General features: G+C 73.7%; 21 protein-coding genes. 9 read left to right on the top strand and 12 right to left on the bottom strand.

Annotation, left to right across the window (positions count from 1 at the left end; genetic code table 11):
- Positions 1 to 93: 93 nt before the first annotated feature.
- Positions 94 to 804, top strand: coding sequence for a TetR/AcrR family transcriptional regulator (locus AA75_RS24595; protein WP_082526793.1), 711 nt, complete (start codon positions 94 to 96; stop codon positions 802 to 804).
- Here AA75_RS24595 and AA75_RS24590 read toward each other — a convergent pair.
- The 8 genes from AA75_RS24590 to AA75_RS24555 all read right to left on the bottom strand — a co-directional run bounded on the left by AA75_RS24590 (position 700) and on the right by AA75_RS24555 (position 11343).
- Positions 700 to 1995: an aminoglycoside phosphotransferase family protein gene (locus tag AA75_RS24590; RefSeq protein WP_063794431.1), complete on the bottom strand. Its 1296-nt coding sequence runs from the start codon at positions 1993 to 1995 to the stop codon at positions 700 to 702. The two genes, AA75_RS24595 and AA75_RS24590, sit on opposite strands and share 105 nt — an antisense overlap.
- Before the next feature lie 98 nt (positions 1996 to 2093).
- The gene (locus tag AA75_RS24585) at positions 2094 to 3386 is read right to left on the bottom strand and encodes a nitric oxide synthase oxygenase (protein ID WP_255369522.1); all 1293 of its coding nucleotides are present in this window, start codon (positions 3384 to 3386) and stop codon (positions 2094 to 2096) included.
- 186 nt (positions 3387 to 3572) lie between these two features.
- Positions 3573 to 4994, bottom strand: a complete 1422-nt coding sequence (locus AA75_RS24580; RefSeq protein ID WP_051813231.1) for a sugar porter family MFS transporter — start codon at positions 4992 to 4994, stop codon at positions 3573 to 3575.
- A 154-nt stretch (positions 4995 to 5148) separates the two neighbouring features.
- Positions 5149 to 6120, bottom strand: coding sequence for an L-histidine N(alpha)-methyltransferase (egtD, locus tag AA75_RS24575; RefSeq protein ID WP_033822389.1), 972 nt, complete (start codon positions 6118 to 6120; stop codon positions 5149 to 5151).
- 115 nt (positions 6121 to 6235) lie between these two features.
- Positions 6236 to 6988 (bottom strand): ergothioneine biosynthesis protein EgtC, encoded by a 753-nt coding sequence (egtC, locus tag AA75_RS24570; protein ID WP_033822388.1) that lies wholly within the window; start codon positions 6986 to 6988, stop codon positions 6236 to 6238.
- Positions 6988 to 8280: an ergothioneine biosynthesis protein EgtB gene (gene egtB, locus AA75_RS24565; RefSeq protein WP_033822410.1), complete on the bottom strand. Its 1293-nt coding sequence runs from the start codon at positions 8278 to 8280 to the stop codon at positions 6988 to 6990. Before egtB ends, egtC begins: the two co-directional genes overlap by 1 nt.
- A 143-nt stretch (positions 8281 to 8423) precedes the next feature.
- The gene (egtA, locus tag AA75_RS52350; protein WP_233289173.1) at positions 8424 to 10046 is read right to left on the bottom strand and encodes an ergothioneine biosynthesis glutamate--cysteine ligase EgtA; all 1623 of its coding nucleotides are present in this window, start codon (positions 10044 to 10046) and stop codon (positions 8424 to 8426) included.
- A gap of 133 nt (positions 10047 to 10179) precedes the next feature.
- Positions 10180 to 11343, bottom strand: a complete 1164-nt coding sequence (locus AA75_RS24555; protein ID WP_033822387.1) for an aminotransferase class I/II-fold pyridoxal phosphate-dependent enzyme — start codon at positions 11341 to 11343, stop codon at positions 10180 to 10182.
- A 268-nt stretch (positions 11344 to 11611) separates the two neighbouring features.
- Here AA75_RS24555 and AA75_RS24550 point away from each other — a divergent pair, with 268 nt between their 5' ends.
- Entirely contained in the window at positions 11612 to 12211 is a 600-nt protein-coding gene (locus tag AA75_RS24550; RefSeq protein WP_082526795.1) for an antibiotic biosynthesis monooxygenase, read from the top strand.
- 369 nt (positions 12212 to 12580) lie between these two features.
- Here AA75_RS24550 and AA75_RS24545 read toward each other — a convergent pair whose 3' ends face one another.
- Entirely contained in the window at positions 12581 to 12838 is a 258-nt protein-coding gene (locus AA75_RS24545) for a hypothetical protein (protein WP_033822386.1), read from the bottom strand.
- 64 nt (positions 12839 to 12902) lie between these two features.
- Complete coding sequence (locus AA75_RS24540; RefSeq protein WP_033822385.1) at positions 12903 to 13139, bottom strand: hypothetical protein; 237 nt, start codon at positions 13137 to 13139, stop codon at positions 12903 to 12905.
- Between the two features lie 98 nt (positions 13140 to 13237).
- Between AA75_RS24540 and AA75_RS24535 the strand changes: the two genes are divergently transcribed.
- Both AA75_RS24535 and AA75_RS24530 read left to right on the top strand, forming a co-directional pair.
- On the top strand, positions 13238 to 14002 hold the full coding sequence (locus AA75_RS24535) for a GntR family transcriptional regulator (RefSeq protein WP_033822384.1): 765 nt from the start codon (positions 13238 to 13240) through the stop codon (positions 14000 to 14002).
- A gap of 474 nt (positions 14003 to 14476) precedes the next feature.
- Entirely contained in the window at positions 14477 to 16339 is a 1863-nt protein-coding gene (locus AA75_RS24530; RefSeq protein WP_233289174.1) for a glycoside hydrolase family 6 protein, read from the top strand.
- Between the two features lie 93 nt (positions 16340 to 16432).
- On the opposite strand, the gene AA75_RS24525 is transcribed toward AA75_RS24530, so the two are convergent.
- Together AA75_RS24525 and AA75_RS24520 are read right to left on the bottom strand one after the other, a co-directional pair.
- Positions 16433 to 17623 (bottom strand): winged helix DNA-binding domain-containing protein, encoded by a 1191-nt coding sequence (locus AA75_RS24525; RefSeq protein WP_033822383.1) that lies wholly within the window; start codon positions 17621 to 17623, stop codon positions 16433 to 16435.
- Between the two features lie 66 nt (positions 17624 to 17689).
- Complete coding sequence (locus tag AA75_RS24520; protein WP_033822382.1) at positions 17690 to 19456, bottom strand: glycoside hydrolase family 15 protein; 1767 nt, start codon at positions 19454 to 19456, stop codon at positions 17690 to 17692.
- A gap of 206 nt (positions 19457 to 19662) precedes the next feature.
- On the opposite strand from AA75_RS24520, the gene AA75_RS24515 reads away from it, so the two are divergent.
- The 5 genes from AA75_RS24515 to AA75_RS52345 all read left to right on the top strand — a co-directional run.
- Positions 19663 to 20469, top strand: coding sequence for an SAM-dependent methyltransferase (locus AA75_RS24515; RefSeq protein ID WP_033822381.1), 807 nt, complete (start codon positions 19663 to 19665; stop codon positions 20467 to 20469).
- Complete coding sequence (locus tag AA75_RS24510; RefSeq protein ID WP_233289172.1) at positions 20466 to 22601, top strand: bifunctional diguanylate cyclase/phosphodiesterase; 2136 nt, start codon at positions 20466 to 20468, stop codon at positions 22599 to 22601. Before AA75_RS24515 ends, AA75_RS24510 begins: the two co-directional genes overlap by 4 nt.
- Before the next feature lie 388 nt (positions 22602 to 22989).
- On the top strand, positions 22990 to 23820 hold the full coding sequence (locus AA75_RS24505) for a glycosyltransferase family 2 protein (protein ID WP_033822380.1): 831 nt from the start codon (positions 22990 to 22992) through the stop codon (positions 23818 to 23820).
- Positions 23817 to 25130 (top strand): glycosyltransferase family 2 protein, encoded by a 1314-nt coding sequence (locus AA75_RS24500; RefSeq protein ID WP_082526788.1) that lies wholly within the window; start codon positions 23817 to 23819, stop codon positions 25128 to 25130. Before AA75_RS24505 ends, AA75_RS24500 begins: the two co-directional genes overlap by 4 nt.
- A gap of 6 nt (positions 25131 to 25136) precedes the next feature.
- Positions 25137 to 25498, top strand: a 362-nt coding sequence (locus AA75_RS52345) for a glycosyltransferase (protein ID WP_233289171.1), incomplete at its 3' end; no start/stop codon positions are given.

Raw genomic sequence — 25498 nt, 5'->3', positions numbered from 1 at the left:
CCCCCGCCGCCAAGGGGCGCTGCCAGAATGTCGACCGCGAGCACCACCGGGCCCGCGCGACCCACCAGACCCACCCGACCGGAGGAGGCGACCATGGCCCGACCCCGCACACCCCTGCTCAGCCGCGAGCGCATCGTCACCGCCGCACTCACCCTGGTCGACGCCGAGGGCCTGGACGCGCTCTCCACCCGCCGGCTCGCCACCGAGCTCTCGGTCAGCGGCCCGTCCCTCTACAACCACTTCGCGACCAAGGACGACCTGCTCGACGCGGTGGTCGACAGCGTGATGGGCGAAGTCGACCTGTCGATGTTCTCGGCCGCCGCCGACTGGCGCACCGCGCTGCGCGACTGGGCCCGCTCCTACCGCGCGGCGCTCGCCGCCCACCCGCACATCGTCCCCGTCCTCGCCCAGGGCCCCGGCCGCCGGCCCAATGCGCTCCGGCTGGCCGACGCCGTCTTCGGCTGCCTGGTCCGGGCCGGCTGGCCGCGCGGCCAGGCGACCAGGATCGGCGCACTGATGCGCTACTTCATCACCGGCTCCGCGCTCGGCTCGTTCGCCGCCGGCTTCCCCGAGGACGCCCAGCTGTACGCCGCGGACTACCCGCACCTGGGCGAGGCCCACCTGCTGGCGGAACACCAGCGGCGGATTGACGAGGGTGCCTTCGAGACCGGCCTGCAGGCCCTGCTGGACGGCCTCGGGCTACGCTTCGAGCGGCTCGCCGCCGAAGCCCGCACCGGCACCGGCGCGACCACCGGCACCGGTGCCGGTGGTCCTGGTGCCGTTGACGCTGCCGCCGCCGACTGACGCCAGCGCCGCCCGCACCTCCGAGGCCGGATCGCCCGCGTGGTAGATCCGCTCGCTGGGCTCGATCCCGTCGAGGAACTCCTGGTACCGCACCGCGTACGAGAGGTGCATCAGCGGCTCGGCCACCACCAGCGCCCCCGCCGGGTCGCTGCCCGGCAGCAGCTCCGACCAGGCCCGCACCCAGGCGCGCCGGACCTCGGCCCACCGCGCGGGCGGCAGGAACGCCCGGGGCCGCAGCCCGTCCACGGCCGGGTGGCCGAGGTGCGCGTCGGAGAAGTCGACGGCCACCGTGCGCCGCCCGTCGAAGCGCCAGTTGCCGGGGTGGAAGTCCCCGTGCACCACCGTCACCGGCAGCCCGCAGGCCGCCAGCCGGGCCGTCAGCGCGGGCAGCGCGTCCGCCAGGCGGTACGCCGCCGCCAGCTCCCCGGCGCCCAGCTCGTTCACCGCCCCGGAGGCGAGCAGCGCCCGGAACCGTCCCGCCAGCACCCCGGGCGAGCGGTCGGGCAGCCCCGGTACGGCGGGGCCGCCGGCCAGCCTCGCCTGGGCGGCCGCCCACCGTCCGACCACGGCGAGCATCGCGTCGTCGGGAACGCCCCAGCAGTCCTCGCCGGGGACGTGGTCCAGCAGCATCCGCCGCCCGTCGGCCGCCAGCACCGCCGGTACCAGCCCGGGATCGACCACGGCGAAGGCAGCGATCACCTCGGCCTCCGCCACCGCGAACCGCGGCGTCGTCTTCAGCCACACCGGCCCGGCCGCGGTCGGGAGCCGGATCAGCCCGGACAGGTTCCAGCTCTTCACTTGCCGCACCGGCCCCGCCACCGGCCGGCCCAGCCGCGTCAGCTCCCGCCCCGCCCAGTCCAGCGCCGAGCGCAGCCCGTCCGGGGTGGCCCACTCGGCCCGCAGCGGGTCCCCGTCCAACCGCTCCCCGTCGTCCGCGCCCAGCACCTCCCCGGGACGCCGCAGCGCCTCCGCGTGGTAGGTGACCAGCCCGCCCCTGGCGTCCTCCCCGCCGACCACCGAGTGCAGCCGCAGCACCAGCGCCGGCACCCCGAGCACGCTCTCCAGCCGCTCCGCCACCGGGCCGACCTCGGCCCACCACGGGGACTCCACCGGGAACGGCCCGACCGTCCCCAGCCGCTCGCCCCGCCAGGTCACCAGCACCTTCACGGTGCGCCCCGCCGTCTCAGCCACCCGGGCATTGTCCGGGCCCGCCGGTCACCGGTCCAGCGCATTACCGGCCGTGCCGGCAGCCGTGCCCGTGGCTCCGCCCGCCGCCGTGCCCGCCGGACCTACCAGGGGGACCGGGTGACGAAGGCCGGCCGCTGGTCCGGGTCCACCGGGTCGTAGTAGCGGTGGTACACCGGCGTGAGGCCGCCAGAGACGGGTGGCACGATCCAGCTCCAGTCCGCCGGGGTCGGACGGCCGAGCCGCTGCTCCTGGGCGATGTGCTTGAGGAAGCGCACCGACTCGGTGTGGTGGTCGGCGATGGTCACGCCGGCCTCCTGGAAGGAGTGCAGCACCGCCAGGTTGAGTTCGACCAGCGCCCGGTCCCGCCAGAGCGTCCGCTCGTTGGTGGTGTCGAGGCCGAGCCGCTCGGCGACCGTCGCCAGCATGTCGTACCGGTCGGCGTCGGCGAGGTTGCGGGCGCCGATCTCCGTGCCCATGTACCAGCCGTTGAAGGGGGCGGCCGGGTAGCTGACCCCGCCGATCTCGAGTGCCATGTCGCTGATCGCCGGCACCGTGTACCACCGCAGGCCGAGTTCGGCGAACCAGCCGTGCTCGGGGTGGCTCAGCCGCACCTCCGACACGGCGTCGTCGGGCAGCTCGTACCAGTGCGGTGCGTCGGCCGGACCCTGCTGGATCAGCAACGGCAGCACGTCGAACCGGCCCTCGCCGCCCTTCCACCCCAACCGCAGGGCCAGGTCGGCCGGTTCGGTGCCGGCCGGATCGCCGAGCAGTCCGCCGTCGGGGAGCCGGTGGCCCGCGTAGCGCACCAGCTGCTGGTTGAGGATCCGCGGCGCCGGGCGGTCCGGCCGGTCGGGCGCGAAGACGGAGATCACCGGACGGATCCGCCCGCCGTTGGCGGCCGCCCGCAGGTGCTCGAAGCACTGCTCGGCCATCTCGTCCGGCGCGGTGACGTGCCGCAGGTCGCGGACCACCAGGCTGCGCCAGTAGAGCCGCCCGATGCAGCGGGCCGAGTTCCGCCAGGCGACCCGGGCCCCGAACGCCAGCTCCTCGGCGGTGTGGGTGTAGCTCCCGGTGCGGTCGATCTCGTCCAGCACCTGACGGATCCTCGGGCCGGGGCCGACGGCGCCGGGCCGCTCGTGGTGGAACTGCCGGATGAACGCCTCGGCCTGTGCGGCCGGCTCGGCCCGTACGGCCTGCGGGGTGTGCGCGCCCGACGCGGTCCCGGGACGCCGCACGGCCGGTCCGGACGGGCCCGGGCCCTCGGAGTCCGGTACGGGACGCGGCTCCTGGCCGAGGTGGCTGCCGTACCCGGCCGGTGTGCCGTGCCCGGGGTGGGCGTAGGGGCAGACGCCGGCCTGGCCGGGCTTGCGAGGACGAAACCGACTGAAGATCAAGAGCACATCCCTCCTGCCCCCATGGCTACCGGATGCGCGTTCCCGCCCGCAGGGAGAGGACGATTCGGGCCCCGCGCCGATCGTGACGGCGCTATGGTGCGACGCCGAGGGGCGCCCGCCCGGACAGCCGTCCGGTGGACGCCCCCGCGGCCTTGTGCCGTGGGCCGGCCAGGCAGTCGGCCCGGGTCAGCCCATGTCCTCCAGCCGGACGCCCTTGGTCTCCTTCACGTACCGGGCCACGAAGAAGGCCGAACCCAGCGCGAACGCCGCATAGATCGCGTACGTGGCCGACAGGTTCCACCGGGACAGCGACGGGAAGCTCACCGTGATCGCCCAGTTGGCGACCCACTGGACGGAGGCGGCGAGCGACAGGGCGGCCGCCCGGATCCGGTTCGGGAACATCTCGCCCAGCATCACCCAGACCACCACACCCCAGGACATCGCGAAGAACAGCACGAACGCGTTGGCCGCCACCAGCGCCACCGTGCCCTGCAGATCGGGGACCGAGACCTCGTCCCCGCTGCCGGTGGCGTAGCTGAACGCCCAGGCGGCGGTCGCCAGCGAGAGCGCCATGCCGGCCGAACCGATCAGCGCCAGCGGCTTGCGGCCGATCCGGTCGACCAGCAGGATCGCGACCACGGTGCCGACGATGTTGATGACCGAGCTGGAGAAGCTGATCAGCAGCGAGCTGCTCTGGTCCACGCCGACCGACTGCCAGAGGATCGACGAGTAGTAGAAGATCACGTTGATGCCCACCAGCTGCTGGAACACCGACAGGCCGATACCGGCCCAGACGACCGGCAGCAGGCCGAACCGCCCGCCGAGCAGGTCCCGCATGCGCGGCTGGTGGTCGGAGGCGATCAGCGTGCGGATCTCCTCGATCCGGGCGTCGGTGTCGGCCGCGTCGCCCTCGATCTCGCGGAGCACCGAACGGGCCTGCTCGGTGCGCCCGGCTGCGATCAGGAACCGCGGGGACTCCGGGATCAGCGCGGCCATCACGAAGTAGACGACGGCCGGCACCACGCAGATGCCGAGCATCCACTGCCAGGCCTCCAGGCCCAGCAGCTGCCCGCGGGTGTCGCCGTCGGCGGCCCGGGCGAGCAGCCAGTTGACCAGCTGGGAGACGGCGATGCCGAGGACGATCGCCGCCTGCTGGAACGAGGCCAGCCGGCCGCGGTAGCGGGTCGGTGCGACCTCGGCGATGTAAGTCGGCGCGATCACCGAGGCGATACCGATCGCCGCGCCGCCCAGCACCCGCCAGCAGGCCAGGTCCCAGGCGGCGAAGGGCAGCATCGAGCCGACCGCGCTCACCCCGAACAGCACGGCCGACACCTTCATCACCCGGATCCGGCCGTACCGGTCGGCGAACCGCCCGGCCAGCGCCGCGCCCACCGCCGACCCGAGCAGGGCCGAGGAGACGATCAGCCCGGTCACGCCGTCCCCGACGGCGAACCGGCCCTGGATGCCGGAGACGGCACCGTTGATCACCGAGCTGTCATAGCCGAACAGGAAGCCGCCGAGGGCGGCGGCCGCCGTGATGAAGACGACGAAGCCGAGCCGGTCGGCCGACCGGGTCTCCGGCTGCACAGCCGTGGGTAGGGCGCTCACGATTCGACTCCCGAGTACTCAACATTGAGCTTTCCGCCCGAGAGCGTAGCCGCAATCATTCAAGTCATGCACTCAGGATCCCGATTTGTCCGGTCAATGACCGATGGCATCCGTTCAAATAATGAACGGATGCCACGGGGTCGAGCTACTCGCGTCAGCTCGGCACCGCCAGCGACAGCCCGAACCGGCCCTGCTCGTCGGTCCACCACTCGGCCAGCCGCAGCCCGGCCGCCGTCAGCTCGTCCGCGATCCTGGTGCGGCGGAACTTCGCGGACACCTCGGTCCTCAGTTCCTCGCCCTCCTCGAAGTGCACCGGCAGATCGAGCGCCCGGATCTTGACCGTCTGGGCCCGGGTCGACCGCAGCCGCATCTCGATCCACTCCTGCTTCGGGTCCCAGACCGCCACGTGCTCGAACAGGTCCGGGTCGAAGTCCGCGTCCAGCTCCCGGTCCAGCACGGACAGCACGTTCTTGTTGAACTCCGCCGTCACGCCCGCGGCGTCGTCGTACGCCGCGACCAGCACCCCGGGATCCTTCACCAGGTCGGTACCCAGCAGCAGCGCGTCACCCGGCTTGAGCAGCCGGCGCAGCCCGGCCAGGAACTCGGCCCGCTCCTGCGGCAGCAGGTTCCCCAGCGTCCCGCCGAGGAACGCCAGCAGCTTCGGCCCCTCACCGGCCGGCATGCCCAGCCCGTGCGTGAAGTCCGACAGCACGGCCCGCACCGCCAGCCCCGGGTACTCGCGGGTCAGCCCGCGCCCGGCGGCGTCCAGCGCGCTCTCGCTGACGTCCACCGGCACGTACGTCTCCAGCGTGCCGAGCTCCTGCAAGGCGTCCAGCAGCAGCCGGGTCTTCTCCGACGAGCCGGACCCCAGCTCCACCAGCGTCCTGGCCCGGGTGATCGCGGCGATCTCACGGGCCCGGCTGGTCAGGATCTCCCGCTCCGCCCGGGTCGGGTAGTACTCCGGCAGCCGGGTGATCTCCTCGAACAGGTCGCTGCCCCGGGCGTCGTAGAACCACTTCGGCGGCAGGGTCTTGGGACTCGCGGTCAGACCGTGCTGCACGTCGTGGCGTAGCGCGTGGCTGAAGTGATCGGCGGGCAGGAGCCGGGTCAGGTGGTAGGAGCTCACGGCTGTTCGTCCTCTCGAAAGTCGTCTCAACACTCGTCATCCGCTTCGTACCGGGACGGCCGCGGGGGCCGTCCCGTCGCATCGTGGTCACCTGGTCCGTGAGGCGGGCGCGCCGTCAACCCGGCTGGATCGGCAGCACGTTGACCCCCGAGGAGTCGGCCGTCAGCAGGGAGTGGTCGGGTACCGCCGTCCAGCCCGGACCGTCGTCGCCCGGCTCGGAGGCGACCAGCACGCCCTCCCCGGGCCGCCCGGTGCGGTGGAACAGCGTGTCCCCCCAGGCCGTGGCGGCGATCGAAGTCCCGTCCGTCAGCAGCAGATTGAGCCGGGCATCGGGTCCGTACCCGGCCAGCGCCCGCACCGTCCCGGCCAGCGCCTCACCTGGCGGTGCCCCGGCCCGCAGCCGGTGCAGCACCAGCGCCCACACCAGCGCCGAGTCGCTGCGCGCCTCCAGCGCCAGCAGCTCCGCGGGCGGTAGCGCGGCGGCGGCCTTGTCGTACCGCTCGGGCCAGCCGGGCAGTGCGCCGTTGTGGCTGAACAGCCAGCGCCCCGCCGCGAACGGCGCCGCCGCCTCCTCCCCGGCCGCGCACCCCGGCGTGGCCGAGCGGACGGCGGCCAGCAGCGCCCGGGTGCGGACCACCCGGGCCAGGTCCTCGAAGGACCGGTCGGCCCAGATCGGCCCGGTCCGCCGGTACCGGGCGGGGACCTCGTCGCCGTCCGCGTACCAGCCGACCCCGAAGCCGTCCACGTTCACCGTGCCGTACCGCTGCGACCGGGGCGCCCAGGACTGGTGGTACAGCCCGAACGGCGGCGCCACCACCAGCTCCCGGATCGGCACCGCCGGCCCCAGATAGGCGAGATGGCGGCACATCAGTCGCCCTCCACCGAACAGGCGGTACGGAAACCGGAGAAGATCTGGCGGCGGATCGGATAGTCCCAGTTGCGGAAGGTGCCACGGCAGGCGACCGGCGCCACCGCGAACGAACCGCCGCGCAGCACCTTGTACTCCGGCCCGAAGAACACCTCCGAGTACTCCCGGTACGGCCAGGCCCGGAAGCCCGGGTACGGCAGGAAGTCACTGGCCGTCCACTCCCACACGTCACCGATCAACTGCCGGGCGCCGTGGGCGGAACCACCGTCGGGGTAGCTGCCCACCGGGGCGGGCTGGAGGTGCCGCTGGCCGAGGTTGGCGTGCTCGGGACCGGGGGAGGCGTCACCCCAGGGGAAGCGCCGGGAGCGGCCGCTCACCGGGTCGAACCTGGCCGCCTTCTCCCACTCCGCCTCGGTCGGCAGCCTGCGCCCGGCCCACCGCGCGTACGCGTCCGCCTCGTACCAGCTGACGTGCAGCACCGGCTCCTGCGGCGGCACCGGCTCCACCACGCCGAACCGGCGGCGCAGCCACTGGCCGCCCTCCTCGGTCCAGAACAGCGGCGCCACCAGCCCGGCCTGCAGGCGGTGCTTCCAGCCCTCGGGGGTCCACCAGCGGGGCTCGTCGTAGCCCCCGTCCGCGATGAACCGTTGGTAGGCGGCGTTGCTCACCGGCGTGGTGTCCAGCCGGAAGGCGGGCAACTCCACCTGATGCGCCGGGCGTTCGTTGTCCAGCGCCCACGGCTCGGTGTCGGTCCCCATGGTGAACGGCCCGGCCGGCACCAGGACCTCGGGCGGCAACCGGTCGGCACCCACGGGGGCGGGCGGCGGGGGAGAGGTCAGCGCGACGGGGCCGCGCCGCAGCTGGTGGGTGATCAACATCGTCTCGTCGTGCTGCTGCTCGTGCTGCGCGATCAGCCCGAACGCGAACCCGTCCGTGAGCAACCGGGTGCCCTCCAACGGGCTGGCCTCCAGCAGGTCGAGCACCCGGCCGCGGACCTCGTGCGCGTAGGCGCGGGCCTCGGCGGGCGGCAGCAGCGGCAGGGTGGGGCGTTCGGAGCGCGGGTGCTCGAACGCGTCGTACAGCGGGTCGATCTCCGGATGCATCGGGTCGCGGCCGGCGACGTTCCGCAGCAGCCACAACTCCTCCTGGTTCCCGATGTGGGCCAGGTCCCAGACCAGCGGCGACATGAGCGGCGAGTGCTGGGCGGTCAGGTCGTGGTCCTCGACGCAGTCCGTCAGCCGCGCGGTGCGCTCGCGCGCGGCGATCAGCTCACCGGCGATCAGCTCCCGCAGCGCGGCGGTTCCGGGGGCGGGGGTTCCGGGTGCGGGGGGTCCGGATGCGGCGGGGCCCGGTGCAGCAGGGCCAGGTGCGGCGGGTGGTGTGGCGGTGCCGGGGTGTGCGGCGGTGCCGGGGGTCGGCTCGGGCCGGTCGGTGTTCAGCACGGTGCGGCCTCCTCGGGTACGGGGCGGGCGCCCGCTCGCAGGGTGTCCAGCTGGTCGTCGGCGGGGCAGCGGCCGCGCGCCGGGTAACGCTCGGCGAAGGCGGTGAGCCTCTCGCGCAGCAGGTCGGCGCCCTCTGCGGCCTGTGCGCCCGCGGGGCGGTCAGCGCGGCCGAGCGCCTGTTCGGCGGCGCCGAAGCAGGCGAGAGCGGCGCGCCGCAGCTCGGGGTCGGACATCCCCAGCACCGCCGCGCGCTGCCACAGGGCGTTGCGCGGGGCGTTCACGGTGAAGTCCACATTCGCGCGGGTGCGACCGTTCACGTAAGCGTGAGCGTTCGCGGGGCTGCGGCCGTTCACGGTGTGGTGAGCGTTCGCGCTCCGGCCACCGTTCACGTTTTCGGTCATGCGATCGTTCACGTCAGCGCGACCGTTCGCACCCGCGCCGCCATTTGCGCCGCCGCCACCATTCACGCCGCCGCTACCGTTCACGCGCGCGCCACCGTTCACGCGCGCGCCACCGTTCACGCTCGCGCTGCCGTTCACGCTTGCGTGACCGCTCACGCTCGCGCCACCACTCACGTTCGCGTGAACGCTCGCGCCGTCCACCGAGTACAGCCGCTCCAACGCCGCGAACGCCGCGTCGGCCGCCACCGGGTCGTCCAGCAGCGCACTCACCAGCGCCAGCGGCGTCAGCCAGCCGTCGCCGGGCTGCGCGTCGAGCATCCGCAGCTCCAGGTGGCCGCGTGGCCGGACCGGCGGGAAGAGCGTCGTGCGGTGGTAGTCCAGGTCGGCCAGGGTGGCGGGTCGGTCGCCCGCGCCACGCAGCCAGTCCCGGAAGGTCAGCCCGGTGGGCGCCGTCCACGGCTGGCCGTCCGGGCGCTGGACGCACAGCACCTTGGCATCCAGCACGTACCGGGCCCACGCCTCCCGCGGGTCGCCGCCGGGCGGCGGGGCCAAGGTGCGGCTCGGGTCCATCCGCGACCACACCATCTGCCGGGTGGAGCGGTAGCCGGTCGGCCGGCCGTCCAGCAGCGGCGAGTTGGCGAACGCCGCGACCAGCACCGGCCCCAGCAGGTGCACCAGCCGCCAGCGCTCCGCCAGCGACTGCGCCCCGCGCTCGGTGCCCGCGTCGACGCTTACCTGCACGGATGCAGTGCCGCACATCATGATCCGGCCCCACGGCCCGGCCCGGTCGAAGTACTTCTCCATCGCCACGTACCGGGGGTGGGTGAGCTGCATCCGGCGCTCGCGGGCCAGCGGGTCGGTACCGCTGCCGGTGAGGCACAGCCCCTGGGTGGCGTACGCCGCCCGCAGGGCCGCCTGGTCGCGGAGCAGATCGACGGCGCATCTGCCGGGGTCCTCGGCGGGGAGGGAGCTGAGCTCGACCTGGCCGCCGGGTTCGTGCGTGAGGGTGGCGCCCGCGGGAAGCAGCGGGCCGTCGGGGTGGTCGGGCAGCGCCGCCACTGCGGCGGCCGCGCGGGCCGGGTCGACCGGGATGTCCGGACATCGGGAGTCATGGACGAACCACTCGGTCTCGACCCCGATCAGCCGGGGCGGCCCGATTTTGAAGCAGATCCCGGCGAGGTGTTCCTCGGCCGAGGCTTCGGTCAGCGGGGTCACGCTGGGTGGCGTTTCTTGCTGTGCTGTTGCCGGGTGGGGGCGTACAGGTATCACCGGACTCACCATCCTCGGTTCGCGGTATGCGGCCCGGTTGTTCCTGCTCAGTCTGCAACGGGGCAAACCTCGCCGCCGCTCAGAGTCCGTTTTCGCAGGTCAGATGGGTGAGTGCGGCACGTAGACGGGCCAGCGGGAGCGCATAGTTGAGCCGGAGGAAGCCGTGGCCGCCCGGGCCGAAGTCGGATCCGTCCGCCAGTTCGACGTCACGTTCGGTGAGGATCGCTGCCCTGGCGTGTTCTCCCGGAAGACCGGGCAGCCCGGCCTTCCGGGCCACGGCGGCGGCGTCCAGCCACAGCAGGTACGAGGCCTGCGGCCGGGCCGCCACCGCGCCGCCGAGGGCCTCCACCGCCAGATCGCGGGCCACGGCGAGGTGGGCGAGCAGCCCGTCCAGCCACGGCCCGCCCTCGCTGAACGCGGCTCGCTGGACCAGTTGTTCCAACAGGCCGCCCTCCCAGAACCCGTGCCCGGCCATCACCGCCGTCAGCCGCTCGCGCAGCGCGGCGGCCGGCACCAGCGCGAAGCAGCTCGGGATGCCGGAGGTGTTGAACGTCTTGCCGACCGAGTTGAGGGTGACGGTGTGCCGCACCGCGCCGCCGTCGCTTCCCGTACCCGGGAGGGCCACCGCGACCGGGTGCCGGGCGTCCGCGTCGGGGTGCACCAGATCGCCGTGGACCTCGTCCGACAGCAGCAACCCGCCGGACTCCTCGGCGAGTTCGGCGAGAGCGCGGATCTCCCGGGCCCGCCACGGCCGACCCGACGGATTGTGCGGGCTGCTCACCATCACCACGCCCGGCCGCAGATCGGCGAACTCCTCCACCGGCAGGCGGTAGCCGTCCTCGTCCCGGGCCAACGGCACCTCGCGGTACGGCAGTCCGGCCGCCCGGCAGACCGGACCGAACCCGCCCCACTCCGGGGTGCCGAACACCACCGGCCCCCGCGGCTCCGCGGCCTCCAACAGCAGCCGTACAGCCGTCCGGGGCCCGAAGGGCAGCAGCATCACCCAGTCCGGATCGACCACGACCCCGTGACGGCGGCGGTACCACTCGGCCACCAGCTGCCGGCCATCCGGATCGCACACCGTGTACCCGAACGCGCGGTGCCCGGCTCTGGCGGCCAGCGCCGCACCGATCGCGGGCGGGCCGGGCAGGTCCATGTCCGCCAGGCCCAGCGCGATCCGCCCGGCTCCGGCCCGGGCCCACTTGCTGCTGCCCGTCCCGGTGCGGTCGAACGCCTCGAACACGGCTGCTCCTCCCGGTCTCGCCTGGGCACGCCGGCCCGCGCCCACGGTACCGGGGCACACTCGGCCCGGACCGTACGCGCCCGCCGCGCCCGCGTGCCGCACCTGTGTACCGCGCCGCGCCCCCGTGCGAACCCGTGCGTACCCGGCCTCTCCGATCCGTGGACGGCCGCGACACGGGCCCGGCCCGCCCGCGTACCCTGCGCGCCAGGGCGGGCCCACCTGGAACGGGGCAGTGGACCGCCCGCCGCCGGAGAGGAACGAGGCACGAATGACCACGACGGAGGGCCTGAACGGCATCGGAGCGGGCGCGGGCGGCGGGCGGGCGGCCGCCGGTGAGGAGGTCACGCTGTTCGTGGCCCGGCGGGTCGATCCCGGGTTCGAGGAGGCCTTCGAGGGGTGGGCGCGGGGCATTCTCGCGGCTGCGGCCGACCATCCGGGCAACCTGGGGACCGGACTGCTCCGTCCGGCCGGGTCCGAGGACCCCTGGCATCTGTTGCTGCACTTCCGCGACGCCGCGGCGTTCGCCGACTGGCAGGCCTCCCCGGCCCGGGCGGCATGCTTCGCCCGGGCGGACGTTCACCATGTGGAGGTCGCGCGTCGTGAACTTCACGGCATGGAGGGCTGGTTCGCCACCACCTCGGTGGGCGCGCGGCGCAACCCGCCCGCCCGCTGGAAGATGATGGTGGCCTCCACCGTGGCCATCGCCCCGCTCACCGTCACGGCCAACCTGGTGCTGACACCGCACCTTTCGGGCCTGCCGGTGGTCGCCCGTACCCTGCTGATGGCGCCGGTGATCAGTGCGCTGATGACCTACCTCGCGTTGCCGGCGGTCACCCGTCTGCTGCGCCGCTGGTTGTTCCCGTCCTGAACGGGCTCCCGGTCCTGGGGAGTTGACCCCTGGGTGCAGTGGCCCGTGGCGCGCCGGTCCGAGGCCGTGGCCGGCTCGGCCCGCTTCCGTGCGCGGCGCCCCGGCGGGCGGCTGACCGGCCGCGGACCGGTCGGTGGGCGGCGGTTCGGCGGGATGGGCCTCGGACAGTCGCGATGCTGGTCGACGGCCTCGGCCCGGTCGTTGATGGGACGGACGGGCCGCCCCAGAACGTAGTCCCCGCAGTCCACGCAGTACCCCATGGTCAGCAGGACGGGGGCCTCCCCCACGGCAGCGGTGGTCGCTGCGGCCGTACGGGCGGCGGCTGCCGGGCCCGTCGCACCGGCTGTGCTGGTCGTCTCCTCGGGCATGTCACTCCCTTCCATCGCGGCGGCCTCCCTGGCCGCGGCATTCTCCTGAGCCGCGGGGCCGCCCCTCGTCCACGTAACGGCGGGCGCGGATCCACTGCTGGGCGCTGCTCCGCAGCGGGTACCGCTCGAGTTCGCCGCCGGTCTCCACCCAGGCACCGCCGTCGTGAAGGTCGCGGATGCCCCACATCAGCCGGCCGGCGGCGTCGGGCGGCAGGCGGTCCACCAGGTAGCGGTCGGGCTCCCAGCGCGGTGCCGTCACGGTGTGAGGTCCGGTCGGATGCCCGGTCGCACGGCCGTCGGGGGCGGGCGGAGTCGGGTGCTGCTCACGGATCCTCCTGGATCTCGGCCCAGATCTGGGTCAGTCCTGCGGCGTCGGTCGCGCCCCAGCGTTCGGCCACCGTGATGGCCTTGAGGATGTCGGCCCAGCGTTCCGGGCCGCAGTCGGTGGGGACCGATGCGGTTATCCGCAGGCCGGTGGCGGTCGGGTGCGCGTGGGCCAGCTCGCCGGTGGCCTGCTCGATGGCGCTCCGAAGAGCGGCCGCGCGCACACTGATCTGCACCGATCTCCCCTATAGGTACGGTTGAACCGTATCGATAGAGTATCCCGACTCGCGCTACCGTGTCATCCAGGCCACACCGATGCAGTAGAGAGGACGCCGTGACGGACACCCCGCCGTACCTCCGCATCGCGGACGAGCTGCGCGCCCGGATCCTGGACGGCGGCGTCGTCGCGGGCGAGCGCCTGCCCTCGATCAGCGAACTGGCCGAGGAGTTCGGCTACTCGGGAGGCGTTGCGCAGCGCGCCTACGGGATTCTGATCGAGGAGAACCTGGTCGTCGCGCGGCCCGGTGCGGGCTACTTCGTCCAGTCGCAGGAGGCGCCGCAGGTTCTGGTGCGGCATCAGCGCGTACGTCCCGGTCAGGGATCACCCGTTCGAGTGATGCTGGTGGAGCAGGGGATGGACGCCTCCCGCCGTTCCGAGTCCGCGACGGCGAGGGCGGACGCGGTGGTCGCCGAGCGGCTCGGCATCGCGGCCGGTGAGCCGGTGGTGCACACCGCGTACGTGCACCTGGCCGACGGGGTGCCGGTCCAGCTCACGGACTCCTGGGAGCCGATGGCCGTGACCGGCAACAGCCTGATCGTCCTCCCCGAGGCCGGGCCGCACGGCGGTATCGGTGTCGCCGACCGGATGGCCGTCATCGGCATCGAGGTCGGCCTGCCGGTCGAGCGGGTGAGTGCCCGTCAGGCGACCCGGCAGGAGGCGCAGCGGCTCGCCGTCCAGCCGGGTGCCGTGGTGCTGGCCGTCGAGCGCACCCACTACGACCGTTCCACGGGCCGTCCGGTGGAGACGGCGGACATCGTCCTGCTCGGCTCCCGCTGGATCGCGGAGTACGGCATCAGGCCGGAGCCCGGCGCGCCCTGATCGGCGAGCCCTGATCGGCGCCCGTCATGCGCCGGCCCTCCCTGAGGGAGCGCTCCCACTCCGCCACGGGTCGCGTCCGCTGACTTCATCTTCTGAACTCTGCTGCACCGCTTGACGATTGACAGCGTGCATGGCTTGATAATCCATGAGCTCAGGACCAGCCCGGCAGTGGGAGTTGGCCCCTCCCGGCCCCTGGTGCACCCCTTTCCCCCGTAGCGCCCGAGTGCGCGAGGCTGCAGATCTCGGCCATATGGGAGCGCTCCCACAATCGTGTACCCGTCTCGGGCACCCCCCACCACCAACACCAGCACGTCGGGATCCACCCCCACCCGAAAGGATCCGCAAGTGCAACCTCGTCTCCTGCCCGGAATCCGGGCCGTGGCCGCCGTCGCGGCGCTGACGGTCGCCGGTGTCGCGCCGAGCGCCGCCCCGGCTGCGGCCGCGTCCTCCCCCCAGCCCGCCCGAGCCCAGTCCCTGTCCGCCGCCCGGGTCGACAACCCGTACGCCGGGGCGGGTGTCTATGTGAACCCGGAGTGGTCCGCCCGTGCGGCGGCCGAGCCCGGTGGCAGTGCCGTGGCCGGTCAGCCGACCGCGGTCTGGCTGGACCGGATCGCCGCCGTCCAAGGCGCCTCGGGTGCGATGGGCCTGCGGGCCCACCTGGACGCGGCGGTGACGCAGGCCGCGGGCCGGCCGTTCGTGGTCCAGTTGGTGATCTACGACCTGCCCGGCCGGGACTGCGCGGCGCTGGCCTCGAACGGGGAGCTCGGTCCGACGGAACTGCCGCGCTACAAGAATGAGTTCATCGATCCGATCGCCGCCATCCTGGCCGATCCCGCCTACGCCGGGCTGCGGATCGTCAACACCATCGAGATCGACTCGCTGCCCAACCTGGTCACCAACGCCGGTGGCACGGCGACCGCGACGCCGCAGTGCGACACGATGAAGGCGAACGGGAACTACGTCAACGGCGTCGGCTACGCGCTCGCCAAACTCGGCGCCGTGCCCAACGTCTACAACTACATCGACGCCGGCCACCACGGCTGGCTGGGCTGGGACTCCAACCTCGACCCGGCCGTTCAGATACTGCACCAGGCGGCCACGGCGGCCGGCAGCACGGTCGCGGACGTGCAGGGCTTCGTGGTCAACACGGCCAACTACTCGGCGCTCAAGGAGCCGAACTTCACCGTGGACGACGCCGTGAACGGCACCTCGGTGCGGCAGAGCAAGTGGGTGGACTGGAACCGCTACGTCGACGAGCTCTCCTACGCCCAGGCGTTCCGGCAGCGGGCGGTCGCGGCCGGGTTCGACCCGGGTGTCGGCATGCTGATCGACACCTCCCGCAACGGCTGGGGCGGCGCCGCCCGCCCGGCCGGGCCCGGGCCGACGACCGGCGTGGACGCCTACGTGGACGGCGGGCGGATCGACCGGCGGCTGCAGACCGGCAACTGGTGCAACCAGTCCGGTGCGGGCCTCGGAGAGCGTCCCACGGCAGCGCCGCAGCCCGGCGTCGACGCGTACGTGTGGGTGAAACCGCCGGGCGAGTCCGACGGCGCCAGCTCCGCGGTCGCCAACGACGAGGGCAAGGGCTTCGACCGGATGTGCGACCCGACCTACACCGGCAACGCCCGCAACGGGAACCACATGTCGGGCGCGCTGCCGAACGCCCCGCTGGCGGGGCACTGGTTCTCCGCCCAGTTCCAGGAACTGCTGCGGAACGCGTACCCGCCCCTCGGCGGTGGCGGCGGGGACACCAGCGCGCCGAGCGTGCCGACCGGGCTGCGCTCGACCTCGGTCAGTGCCTCCGCGGTCTCGCTGGCGTGGACGGCGTCCACCGACAACACGGCGGTGACCGGCTACGACGTCTACCGCGGCGGCGTGCTGGTCGGTTCGACGTCCGCCCCGGCCTACGCCGACAGCGGGCTGAGCGCCTCGACGGCCTACAGCTACACCGTCCGGGCCCGGGACGCGGCGGGCAACGCGTCGGCGGTCTCGGCCGCGCTGACGGTGACCACCGCGGGAGGCGGCGGGGGAGGCGCGGGCTGCACCGCCGCGTACAGCGTCAGCAGCGACTGGGGGAGCGGCTTCAACGGGGCGGTCACGGTCACCAACACCGGTACTGCGCCCACCACTTCCTGGAAGGTGAGCTGGACCTGGGGCGGCAACCAGCAGATCACCAACCTGTGGAACGGTGGCCTGGCCCAGTCCGGTACGGCGGTCACCGTGGTCAACGCCCCGTACAACGGCGTACTCGCCCCGGGCGCCTCGGCCGGCTTCGGCTTCGGCGCCGGATACTCCGGCGCCAACCCGTCCCCGACCCTCACCTGCACCGCCGGCTGACTCGACCGACAGCTCCTGACCCGGGCCCGGCCCCGCACCGCGCGGGGCCGGGCCCGGGCCGTCCGCCCGGCGCAGCCCCTACGCGGACAGCCCCTACGCGGACAGCCGCCGCTCCAGCGGGGTCCGGAAGCGCGGGGTGACGCGGGTGTCGCCGATCCAGCCGCGCAGCCGTTCCGCCTCCGCCTCCAGGGCGTCGCGGGCCGCCCGGTCGACGGGGCCGAGCAGTTGCCAGGCGATCTCGCCGTCCGCGCGCTGGGCCCAGCCGCCGACGATGCGGCCGTTCCACCACACCGTGGGGCCGATGTTGCCGGAGCGGTCGAAGAGTTCGGCCCGGTGCTCGTCGGGCAGGAACCAGTGGCGGTACCGGGTGCCCATCGGCGCGGGGTCGAGCGCGGGGAGCAGCGCCACCCAGGGTTCGGGGTCGGGGACCGGCTCGAGGTCGTCGGGCAGGGCGAAGCCTTCGCCGTCCGAGAGGTCGACGGGGACGGCTCCGCAGCCGGTGAGTGCCGTGCGGACCTCCCGTAGTCCCCAGCCGGTCCACCAGCGCAGGTCCTCCGCGGTGGCGGGGCCGTAGGCGGCGAGCCAGCGGGCGGTGAGGTCGCGCTGGGCGGCGGCGGCCGGCTGCTGCGGGTAGGGCCGGTGGGTCGCCCACCGGTGCTGGCCGCTGGTCCAACTCCCGACCGGGCGGCGGCGGATGATCGATCCCTCCATGCCGAGCACCCGCAGCATCCGGGTGCCGATGGTCTGGACGGCCTGGTACGGCTTGCCGACGGCGACCGCGATCTCCTCGCGCATCCTCGGTACCAGGGAGCCGAGTTGGGCGCCGGTCGCCTCGCCGGCGCGGTCCAGTGCGGCCAGGGCCTCGTGTTCGACGTCGGTGAGCCAGTCCTGGTCGAAGCCGCCCTCGGCGGCGAAGGCGGTGAAGCCGCGCCGTTCGCGCTCGGCGACCTTGCTGGTGGTGGACGCCTGCACGGCGGGGGCGAGGGCGGCCGGGACCACGAACAGGGTGTGCCGCATGCCGTGCATCCGCACCAGCGTGCCGTCCTCGTACAGTGCGCGTTCGAGTGGTGGGACGGGGTCGGGTGCGGTCCGGCCGGGGCCCTGCGCCGGGCCGAGGCGGGCGGCGGTAGAGAGGAAGACGGTGGCCGGGTCGGTGGCGTGCAGGGCGACCACGGCGTCCGCGACCTGTTCCGGGGTGGCGGCGCGGTGCGCGGGTGCCAGGAGTTGGCGTACGGCGAGCCGGGTGCGGCGCTGGTGGTCGTCGATGCGGGGGCGGGTGGTCATCCGGGCCTCCGGGCTGGGGGTGCGGGCCGGGCCGTCGGGCCGGTGGCGGAGGTCCAGTGTGCCCGGTCAGGCGCCGGACAGCACGAAGGCCGAGTTGACCAGCGCGACATGGGTGAACGCCTGGGGGGTGTTGCCGAGTTGGAGCTTCTCCAGCGGGTCCCACTGTTCGGAGAGCAGCCCGAGGTCGTTGCCGAGGGCGACCACCCGGGCGAACAGTTCGCGGGCCTCGTCCCGGCGGCCGATCGCGGCCAGGGCGTCGGCGAGCCAGAACGAGCAGGCCAGGAATGCGCCTTCGGTGCCGGGCATGCCGTCGGCGTCGGGGCCGGTGGAGTAGCGGCGGACGAAGCCGCCGTGGTCCAGTTCGCTGCGGACGGCTTCCACGGTGCGGATCACCCGGCGGTCGTCCGGCGGGAGGAAGCCGGTCTTGACGATGAACAGGGTGGCGGCGTCCAGGTCGGTGCCGCCGTAGTGCTGGACGAAGACGCCGCGGCCCCGGTGGTAGCCGTTGGCGCAGACGTCGGCGTGGATCTTGTCGCGCATGGCGCGCCAGCGGTCGACGGGGGCGGGCAGTCCGGTGCTCTCGGCCATCCGGACGGCGCGGTCGGCGGCGACCCAGGACATCACCTTGGAGTGGACGAAGTGGCGCCGGCCGCGCCGGACCTCCCAGAGTCCCTCGTCCGGTTCGCTCCAGTGCTGTTCCAGGTAGCTCATCAGGCTCCTCAGCAGGCTCCAGACCTGCCGTTCCATCGGGATCCCGGCCAGCAGGGCGAGGTGCAGGGTGTCCACCACCTCGCCGTAGACGTCGAGTTGGAGCTGGTGCACGGCGGCGTTGCCGAACCGGACCGGGGTGGAGCCGCGGTAGCCGGGGAGCCAGCCGGCGACCGTCTCGGGCAGGCCGCGCTCGCCGGCCACGCCGTACACCGTCTGCAGGTCGCCGGGGTCGCCGGCGATGGCCCGCAGCAGCCACTTGCGCCAGGCGGCGGCCTCCTCGCGGAACCCGCTGCGCAGCAGGGCGGCCAGGGTCATGCTGGAGTCCCGCAGCCAGCAGAAGCGGTAGTCCCAGTTGCGTTCGCCGCCGATCTGTTCGGGCAGGGATGCGGTGGGGGCGGCGACGATGCCGCCGGTGGGTTCGTAGGCGAGGGCCTTGAGGGTGATCAGGGAGCGCAGGACGGCGTCCCGCCACTCGCCGGTGTAGCGGCAGCTGGCCGCCCAGTCGTGCCAGCCGGCGACGGTCCGCTCCAGTGCCTGTGCGGGGTCGGTGCGGGGTGGGATGTGCTGGTGGGAGGGTTGCCAGGTGAGGACGAACGGCACCTGTTCGGCGGCCCGTACGGTGAACTCCGAGAGGGTGGCGCCGTCCTGGCCGAAGGTGTGCACCCCGGGCGGGACCCGGAGCCAGGCGGAGTCGGGGCCGGCGACGGCGACCCGGTGGCGTTCGGTGCGCCGGACCCAGGGGGCGACCCGGCCGTGGTTGAAGCGCAGCCGTAGTTCGGCGCGGACCGGGACGCTGCCGCGCAGGCCCTCGACGATCCGGATCAGCTGGGGGACGCGGTCCCGGTGCGGCATGAAGTCGGTGACCCGTACCGCTCCTTGGGGTGTCTCCCAGTCGGTCTCCAGGACCAGGCTGTCCGGGCGGTAGCGGCGGGCGGTGCAGGTGCCGCCGGCCGTCGGGGCGAGCCGCCAGGCGCCGTGCCGGGCGTCGCCGAGGAGTCCGGCGAAGCAGGCGGGGGAGTCGAACCGGGGCAGGCAGAGCCAGTCGACCGAACCGTCCCTGCCCACCAGGGCGGCGGTCTGGAGGTCACCGATGAGGGCGTAGTCCTCGATGCGTCCGGCCATTGCACCCCATTGTCCGTCCGGTGGGCGCCGCGCGCCGGGTACGCGCCGGGGCCCGGTCGCGCGCCGTGCCGGGTGCGGCCCCTTGGCGGTGCCGGGTGGTGCGGGTGCGACGCGCCGAAGCGGAAGACTCCACTTGCAAAGAAGATCGGATGATAGGAAGATCTTTATGGCCTGTTGTCTTTTTCCCTTGCGGAAGGGGTGCCGTGATGCGGCGACCGAACTGGGTGCCCGCCGGAACGGATCTCGACAAGCCCAACGCGGCCCGGGTCTACGACTACTACCTGGGCGGCTCGCACAACTTCGAGGCCGACCGTGAGATGGCCCGCAAGGCCATGGAGCTCTGGCCCGACCTTCCGCAGATCATGCGCGCCAACCGGGCCTTCCTGCGCCGTTCGGTGGAGTACCTCGCCGAGCAGGGCCACACCCGGTTCCTGGACATCGGCTCGGGCATCCCCACCTTCGGCCCGGTGCACGAGATCGCCCGGGCGATCCGGCCCGAGGCCCGGGTGGTGTACGTCGACCACGACCCGGTGGCGGTCGCGCACAGCCGGCTGATCCTCAAGGACGACGAGCTCTGCTCGGTGGTCGAGGCCGACCTGCGGGACGTCCCCGACCTGCTCTCCCGGCCCGAGGTGGCCGAGCTGCTCGCCCCGGGCGAGCCGGTGGTGCTGCTGCTGGTGGCGGTCCTGCACTTCGTCAAGGACGAGGACGAGCCGGAGAAGCTGGTCGCCCGGCTGCGGGACGCCCTCCCGCCCGGCAGCGCCCTGGTGATCTGCCACGCCTCGCTGGAGGGCCGCCCCGACCAGGCCGGCTCCCACCAGGACCTGTACAAGCGCACCCCGACGCCGCTGACCATGCGGTCACTGGAACGGATCACCGGGTTCTTCGAGGGGTTCGAGCTGCTGGAGCCGGGGGTCGTCTTCCTCCCCGAGTGGCGGCCGGACCGGCCCGAGGCGGTCGGCGCCCACCCCGAGCGGATGACCGGCGCGGCCGGCGTCGGACGCCTGCCGTGAGCGAGGGGCTGTCGCAGGACGACCCCGACGGCCGCGCGGCGGAGTTCCACGACGCCTGGGCCGGGCTGCTGCGGGCGGGCCACGGCAGTGCCGTCCACCCCGGCACCCTGAGCCGGCTGGCCGGCCGCAGCGCCGACCTGCTGCACCGCGCCCGGCAGGACGAGGAGTTCGACGCCCGGCTCGCCGAGCAGGCCGGCGCGATGCTGGTCGACTCGCACTTCACCGACCCGGCGGTGCTCGCCGACGCGGTGGTCCTGCTCCAGCGGTACCCGGTCCGCGACGGGCGCGGCCCGGCGCTGTGCGGCGCCTTCGCGGCCGGCTGGGCGGCGGCGCTGCGCGAGCGGACGCTGCGCGAGCAGGAGGCCATCCGGCTGGCGGCGGACACCGCCCGGCAGGAGGTCGAGCGGGCGCTGCGCTCCTCCGAGGCCCGGTTCCGGGCGCTGTTCGAGAGCGCCGCGATCGGGATCGGCCTCGGCGACACCGAGGGCAACATCCTGGCCGTCAACCGGGCGCTGCAGGAGATCTTCGGCGCCGGCCCCGAGGACATGCGCGGCCGCCGGGTGAACGACCTGGTGCACCCCGAGGACACCCCGGGCGTCTGGGAGGCGTACGAGGAGCTGATCAGCGGCAAGCGGGACTACTTCCAGTTCGACAAGCCGTACTACCGGCACGACGGCGAGGTGGTGTGGACCCACCTGACGGTGTCGCTGATCCGCGACGACGACGGCGTGCCGCAGTACCAGGTGGCGATGCTGGAGGACATCACCGACCGCTACCGGCTGCAGGAGCGGCTGCGCCACCAGGCCACCCACGACCCGCTGACCGGGCTGCCCAACCGGGCGGCCTTCTTCGAACGCCTGGACGACCTGTTCGAGGATCCGGAGCCAGGTGCCCGGTTCGGGCTGTGCTACGTCGACCTGGACGGGTTCAAGGTGGTCAACGACAGCCTGGGCCACGACATGGGCGATCAGCTGCTGACCGCTGTCGCGGCCCGGCTGGACGCCGCCCTCACCCCGCTCGGGCACATGGTCGCCCGGCTCGGCGGCGACGAGTTCGTGGTGCTGCTGGAGAACTGCCGGGGTGAGCAGGAGGCGGTCGCCGCCGCCAAGACGGTGCTCGCCGCGCTGGCCAAGCCGGTGCTGATCGGCGACCACAAGCTGGCCGTCGGCGCCAGCGTCGGCGTGCTGGAGCGGCGGATCGCCACCACCACGCCGGGAGCGGCGGTGCGCGCCGCCGATCTCACGCTGTACCGGGCCAAGGAGGCCGGCCGCGGCCGGTGGACGCTGTTCGACCCGAAGGAGAACGCCCGGGCGGTCAGCCGCTACGCGGTGTCGGTGCGGATGCCCTCGGCGCTGGACCGGGGCGAGTTCTTCATCGACTACCAGCCGATGGTCGACCTGGCCTCCGGTTCGCTGGTGGCGGTCGAGGCGCTGGTGCGCTGGCGCCACCCGCAGCTCGGCGTACTGGGCCCGGAGGAGTTCGTCGGGGTGGCCGAGGAGACCGGCCTGATCATGCCGCTCGGGCGCTGGGTGATGGAGCAGTCCTGCGGTCAGGCCGCGGACTGGGTGGCCAGGTTCGGCGAGCGGGCGCCCAAGCTGAGCGTCAACCTGGCGGTCCGTCAGGCCCGCAACGCCGGTCTGGTCGGGGACATCGACCGGATCCTGCGCAGCACCGGGCTCGACCCGGCGATGCTGCAGCTGGAGATCACCGAGTCGACCGTGGTCGGGCCCGAGGACGAGGCGCTCAAGGCGCTGCACGCGGTGGTCGACATGGGCGTCTCGCTCGCCGTCGACGACTTCGGTACCGGCTGGTCCAACTTGGCGTACCTGCGCGATCTGCCGGTCTCCGGGCTGAAGATCGCCGGGTCCTTCGTCGGCGACCTGCACGACCCGGCCAAGGACACCCACCTGGGCTGGCGGATCGTCAGCGGCCTGGTCTCGCTGGCCCACACGCTCGGCCTGACCGTCACCGCCGAGGGCGTGGAGAGCCGGGCGGACGCGGAGCGGCTGCGGCTGATGGGCTGCGACTGGGCGCAGGGCTGGCACTTCGGCCGCCCGGTGCGGCCGGGTGAGATCGCCCGCCGGATCGCCGAGGTCAACCTCCCCGCGGCGGACTTCGCGCGCGAGAACTGAGGGCCGGCCGCCGGTCCGGGCGGGTCCGCGGGGGAGCCCGTAGGGCGGCCGTGCGGTGGCCCGGGGAGTGGTGACCGAGAGTGGTCGATACCCGGCAATCTTATGAAATACGGACATATCCCCTTGACGCGCCGCATCCGTGCTGATGTGATGGGGCTCTGGCACCGCCTCACGGCGGACGTACATTTCGCCAGTTGCTGTTCGTGTCGGCGCTTCGGCGCCCGAGATCGGCCGGCACGTCTGTGAGGGGCTTCGGGGGAGTTCGTACGAAGCAGCCCGCAGCGCCGCGACCCGTCTCCGTTCCCCGTTCGGGGCTTCTCGACGCCCCGCCAGGTACCCGCGTGCCGGGCCTCTGTGTGCCCGGTGGCCTTCTTAGGGACTGCCCTCGATGAGCACCACGCTGCCTCCTGACAACGTTCTTCCGTACCCCGACCGCGACGGTCGTCCGATGCGCCGCGCCGGCGACCGCGCCACGGTACGGCCACCCATGCGCCGGGCGACCGACTTCTCCACCGCGCACAGCGTCAGCCTGGTCGTCCCCGCGCACAACGAGGCCCGCAACATCCCCTGGGTGTTCGAGCAGATCCCGCGCTGCGTCGACGAGGTGATCCTGGTCGACGGCGACTCCAGCGACGCCACCGTCTCGATGGCCAAGCACTGCCTGCCGACCGTCCGCCACGTGGACCAGAGCGGCCCCGGCAAGGGCAACGCGCTGCGCACCGGCTTCGCGGCCGCCGAGGGCGAGTTCATCGTGATGATGGACGCCGACGGCTCGATGTGGCCCGGTGAGATCCCGCACTACCTGCACTTCCTCGCCAACGGCTACGACTTCGTCAAGGGCTCGCGCTGCATCGCCGGCGGCGGCTCGCTGGACTTCACCCGGGTCAGGTCGCTCGGCAACCGGGCGCTGCTCGCCGTGGTCAACCGGCTCTACGGCGCCCACCTGACCGACCTCTGCTACGGCTTCTGCGCCTTCCGGCGCAGCTTCCTGGACGAACTCGACCTGCGCTCCTCCGGCTTCGAGATCGAGGCCGAGATGGTCGCGCACGCCCTCCGCTCGGGCCTCCGCCTCGCCGAGGTCCCGAGCCTCGAACTCCCCCGCCGAAACGGGCGCTCGCACCTGCACGCCGTCTCCGACGGCAAGCGGGTGCTGCGCACCCTGATCGCCGAACGTCCCGGCGCCAGGGCGGCGACGCCCGCCTCCGCAGGGGAGCGATGATGAATGGCTCCGACCGGCGCACCGCAGCTGCCTGCCCCTGCCTTGCCGCCCGCGACTCGCTCTACACCCCCGTCCGGGTAGTCGAACTGGACCTGGACGAGCCCGGTGAGCTGCGCTCACCCGGCGGTCTCGGACCGGCCGACCCGGACGGCCGCGTGTTGGCGTTGGTGCGACTGCACGGACACCCGCTCGGCCTGGTCACCGCCACCGGAACAGCCGGCGCCCCCGCCGCACTGTGCCGGGCGCTGGTCGATGCCGCACATCGCGAACTGCACGTCCCCTCGCTCTCCACGGCGACCCGGGGAACCCTGCCCGACCGCACCCGCCGCGTCCGCCCGGCCACCGAGCCGGTGACGGTCAGCGTGGTGGTCTGCACCCGCAACCGTCCGCACCTGCTCCCGCGGGCGCTGGACTCGCTGCTGCGCACCGCCCACCCGCGGGTCGAGGTGATCGTGGTCGACAACGCGCCGGACGACGACGCGACCGAGCAACTGGTCCGCTCCCGCTACCCGGGCCGGGTCCGCTACCTGCGCGAGCCGGTGGCGGGCCTGGCCCGGGCCCGCAACCGGGGCCTGGCCGCCGCCCACGGCGAGCTGGTCGCCTTCGCCGACGACGACCTGGTGGTCGACGCCGGGTGGGTGTCCGCGCTGGCCGAGGCGTTCCGCTCGGACGACCGGATCGGCTGCGTCACCGGACTGGTGATGCCCGCCGAGCTGGACACCGAGGCCCAGGTCGCCCTGGAGGAGTACGGCGGCTACGCCCGGGGCTTCACCGCCCGCAGCTGGTCGCTGCGCGAGCGGCCCGAGGACCCGCTGGTCCGGTTCTCGGTCGGCCGGTTCGGATCGGGGGCCAACATGGCCTTCCGCACCGACCTGCTGCGCCGCCTCGGCGGATTCGACACCGCGACCGGCGCCGGCACCGCCGCCCGCGGCGGCGAGGAACTGCTGGCCTTCTTCCGGGTCCTGGGCGGCGGCCACACCGTCGCCTACCAGCCCGACGCCATCGTCTGGCACCCCCACCCGCGCACCATGGACGCGCTGACCAGGCAGGTCTTCAACTTCGGCGTCGGCTTCGGCGCCTACCTGGCGGCCGCCATCTCGCACCAGCCCGAGGTCCTCGCCGGAATCGTCCGCCACCTGCCCCGGGGCGTCTGGCGCTGGCAGGCCGCCCGCCGCACCCGCACCCAGGGCGCGCCCGCCGCCGGCGCGATGGCGGGCCTGGGCCGGCTGGAGTTCCGCGGCCTGCTGTACGGCCCCTTCTGCTACCTGTTGAGCGTCTGGCACCAGCGCGGTGTCCGGACCGGAGAGTAGCCCGTGATGACTACACCCACCTTCCAGCCGGTCGCCGCCCCGACCCAGATGGTCGAGCTGGACCTCGAGAGGCCGGACGAGCTCCGCACCCCGGGCGGGCTGCGCCCGGTGCCGTCCGGGCGGGTGCTGGCCCTGGTCCGCCGGCACGGGCACCCGCTCGGGCTGGTCACCGTCACCGGCACGGCCGGCGACCCGGCGGCCCTGCCCCGGGCCGTCGCCCGGGCCGCCCACCGCCAGCTGCGGGCCGCGCAGGAGCCGCGGGTGCCGTCCGCCGTCCGTACCGGCCAGGTGGCCGTCAGCGTGATCGTCTGCACCCGCAACCGCGAGGACCTGCTGGAGCCGTGCCTGGACACCCTGCTGCGCACCGT

Source organism: Kitasatospora sp. MBT63 (assembly GCF_000710465.2).
In the GTDB taxonomy this organism is placed as follows: domain Bacteria; phylum Actinomycetota; class Actinomycetes; order Streptomycetales; family Streptomycetaceae; genus Kitasatospora.
This window is presented reverse-complemented; position numbering and strand designations above follow the sequence as displayed.

Excerpts from the sequence above, each read along its gene's own strand:
- AA75_RS24520 (WP_033822382.1), bottom strand. The coding sequence starts at position 19,456 with ATGGCCGGACGCATCGAGGACTACGCCCTCATCGGTGACCTCCAGACC.
- AA75_RS24525 (WP_033822383.1), bottom strand. The coding sequence starts at position 17,623 with ATGACCACCCGCCCCCGCATCGACGACCACCAGCGCCGCACCCGGCTC.
- AA75_RS24550 (WP_082526795.1), top strand. The coding sequence starts at position 11,612 with ATGACCACGACGGAGGGCCTGAACGGCATCGGAGCGGGCGCGGGCGGC.
- egtC (WP_033822388.1), bottom strand. The coding sequence starts at position 6,988 with ATGTGCCGCCATCTCGCCTATCTGGGGCCGGCGGTGCCGATCCGGGAG.
- AA75_RS24515 (WP_033822381.1), top strand. The coding sequence starts at position 19,663 with ATGCGGCGACCGAACTGGGTGCCCGCCGGAACGGATCTCGACAAGCCC.
- AA75_RS24505 (WP_033822380.1), top strand. The coding sequence starts at position 22,990 with ATGAGCACCACGCTGCCTCCTGACAACGTTCTTCCGTACCCCGACCGC.
- AA75_RS24500 (WP_082526788.1), top strand. The coding sequence starts at position 23,817 with ATGATGAATGGCTCCGACCGGCGCACCGCAGCTGCCTGCCCCTGCCTT.
- AA75_RS24595 (WP_082526793.1), top strand. The coding sequence starts at position 94 with ATGGCCCGACCCCGCACACCCCTGCTCAGCCGCGAGCGCATCGTCACC.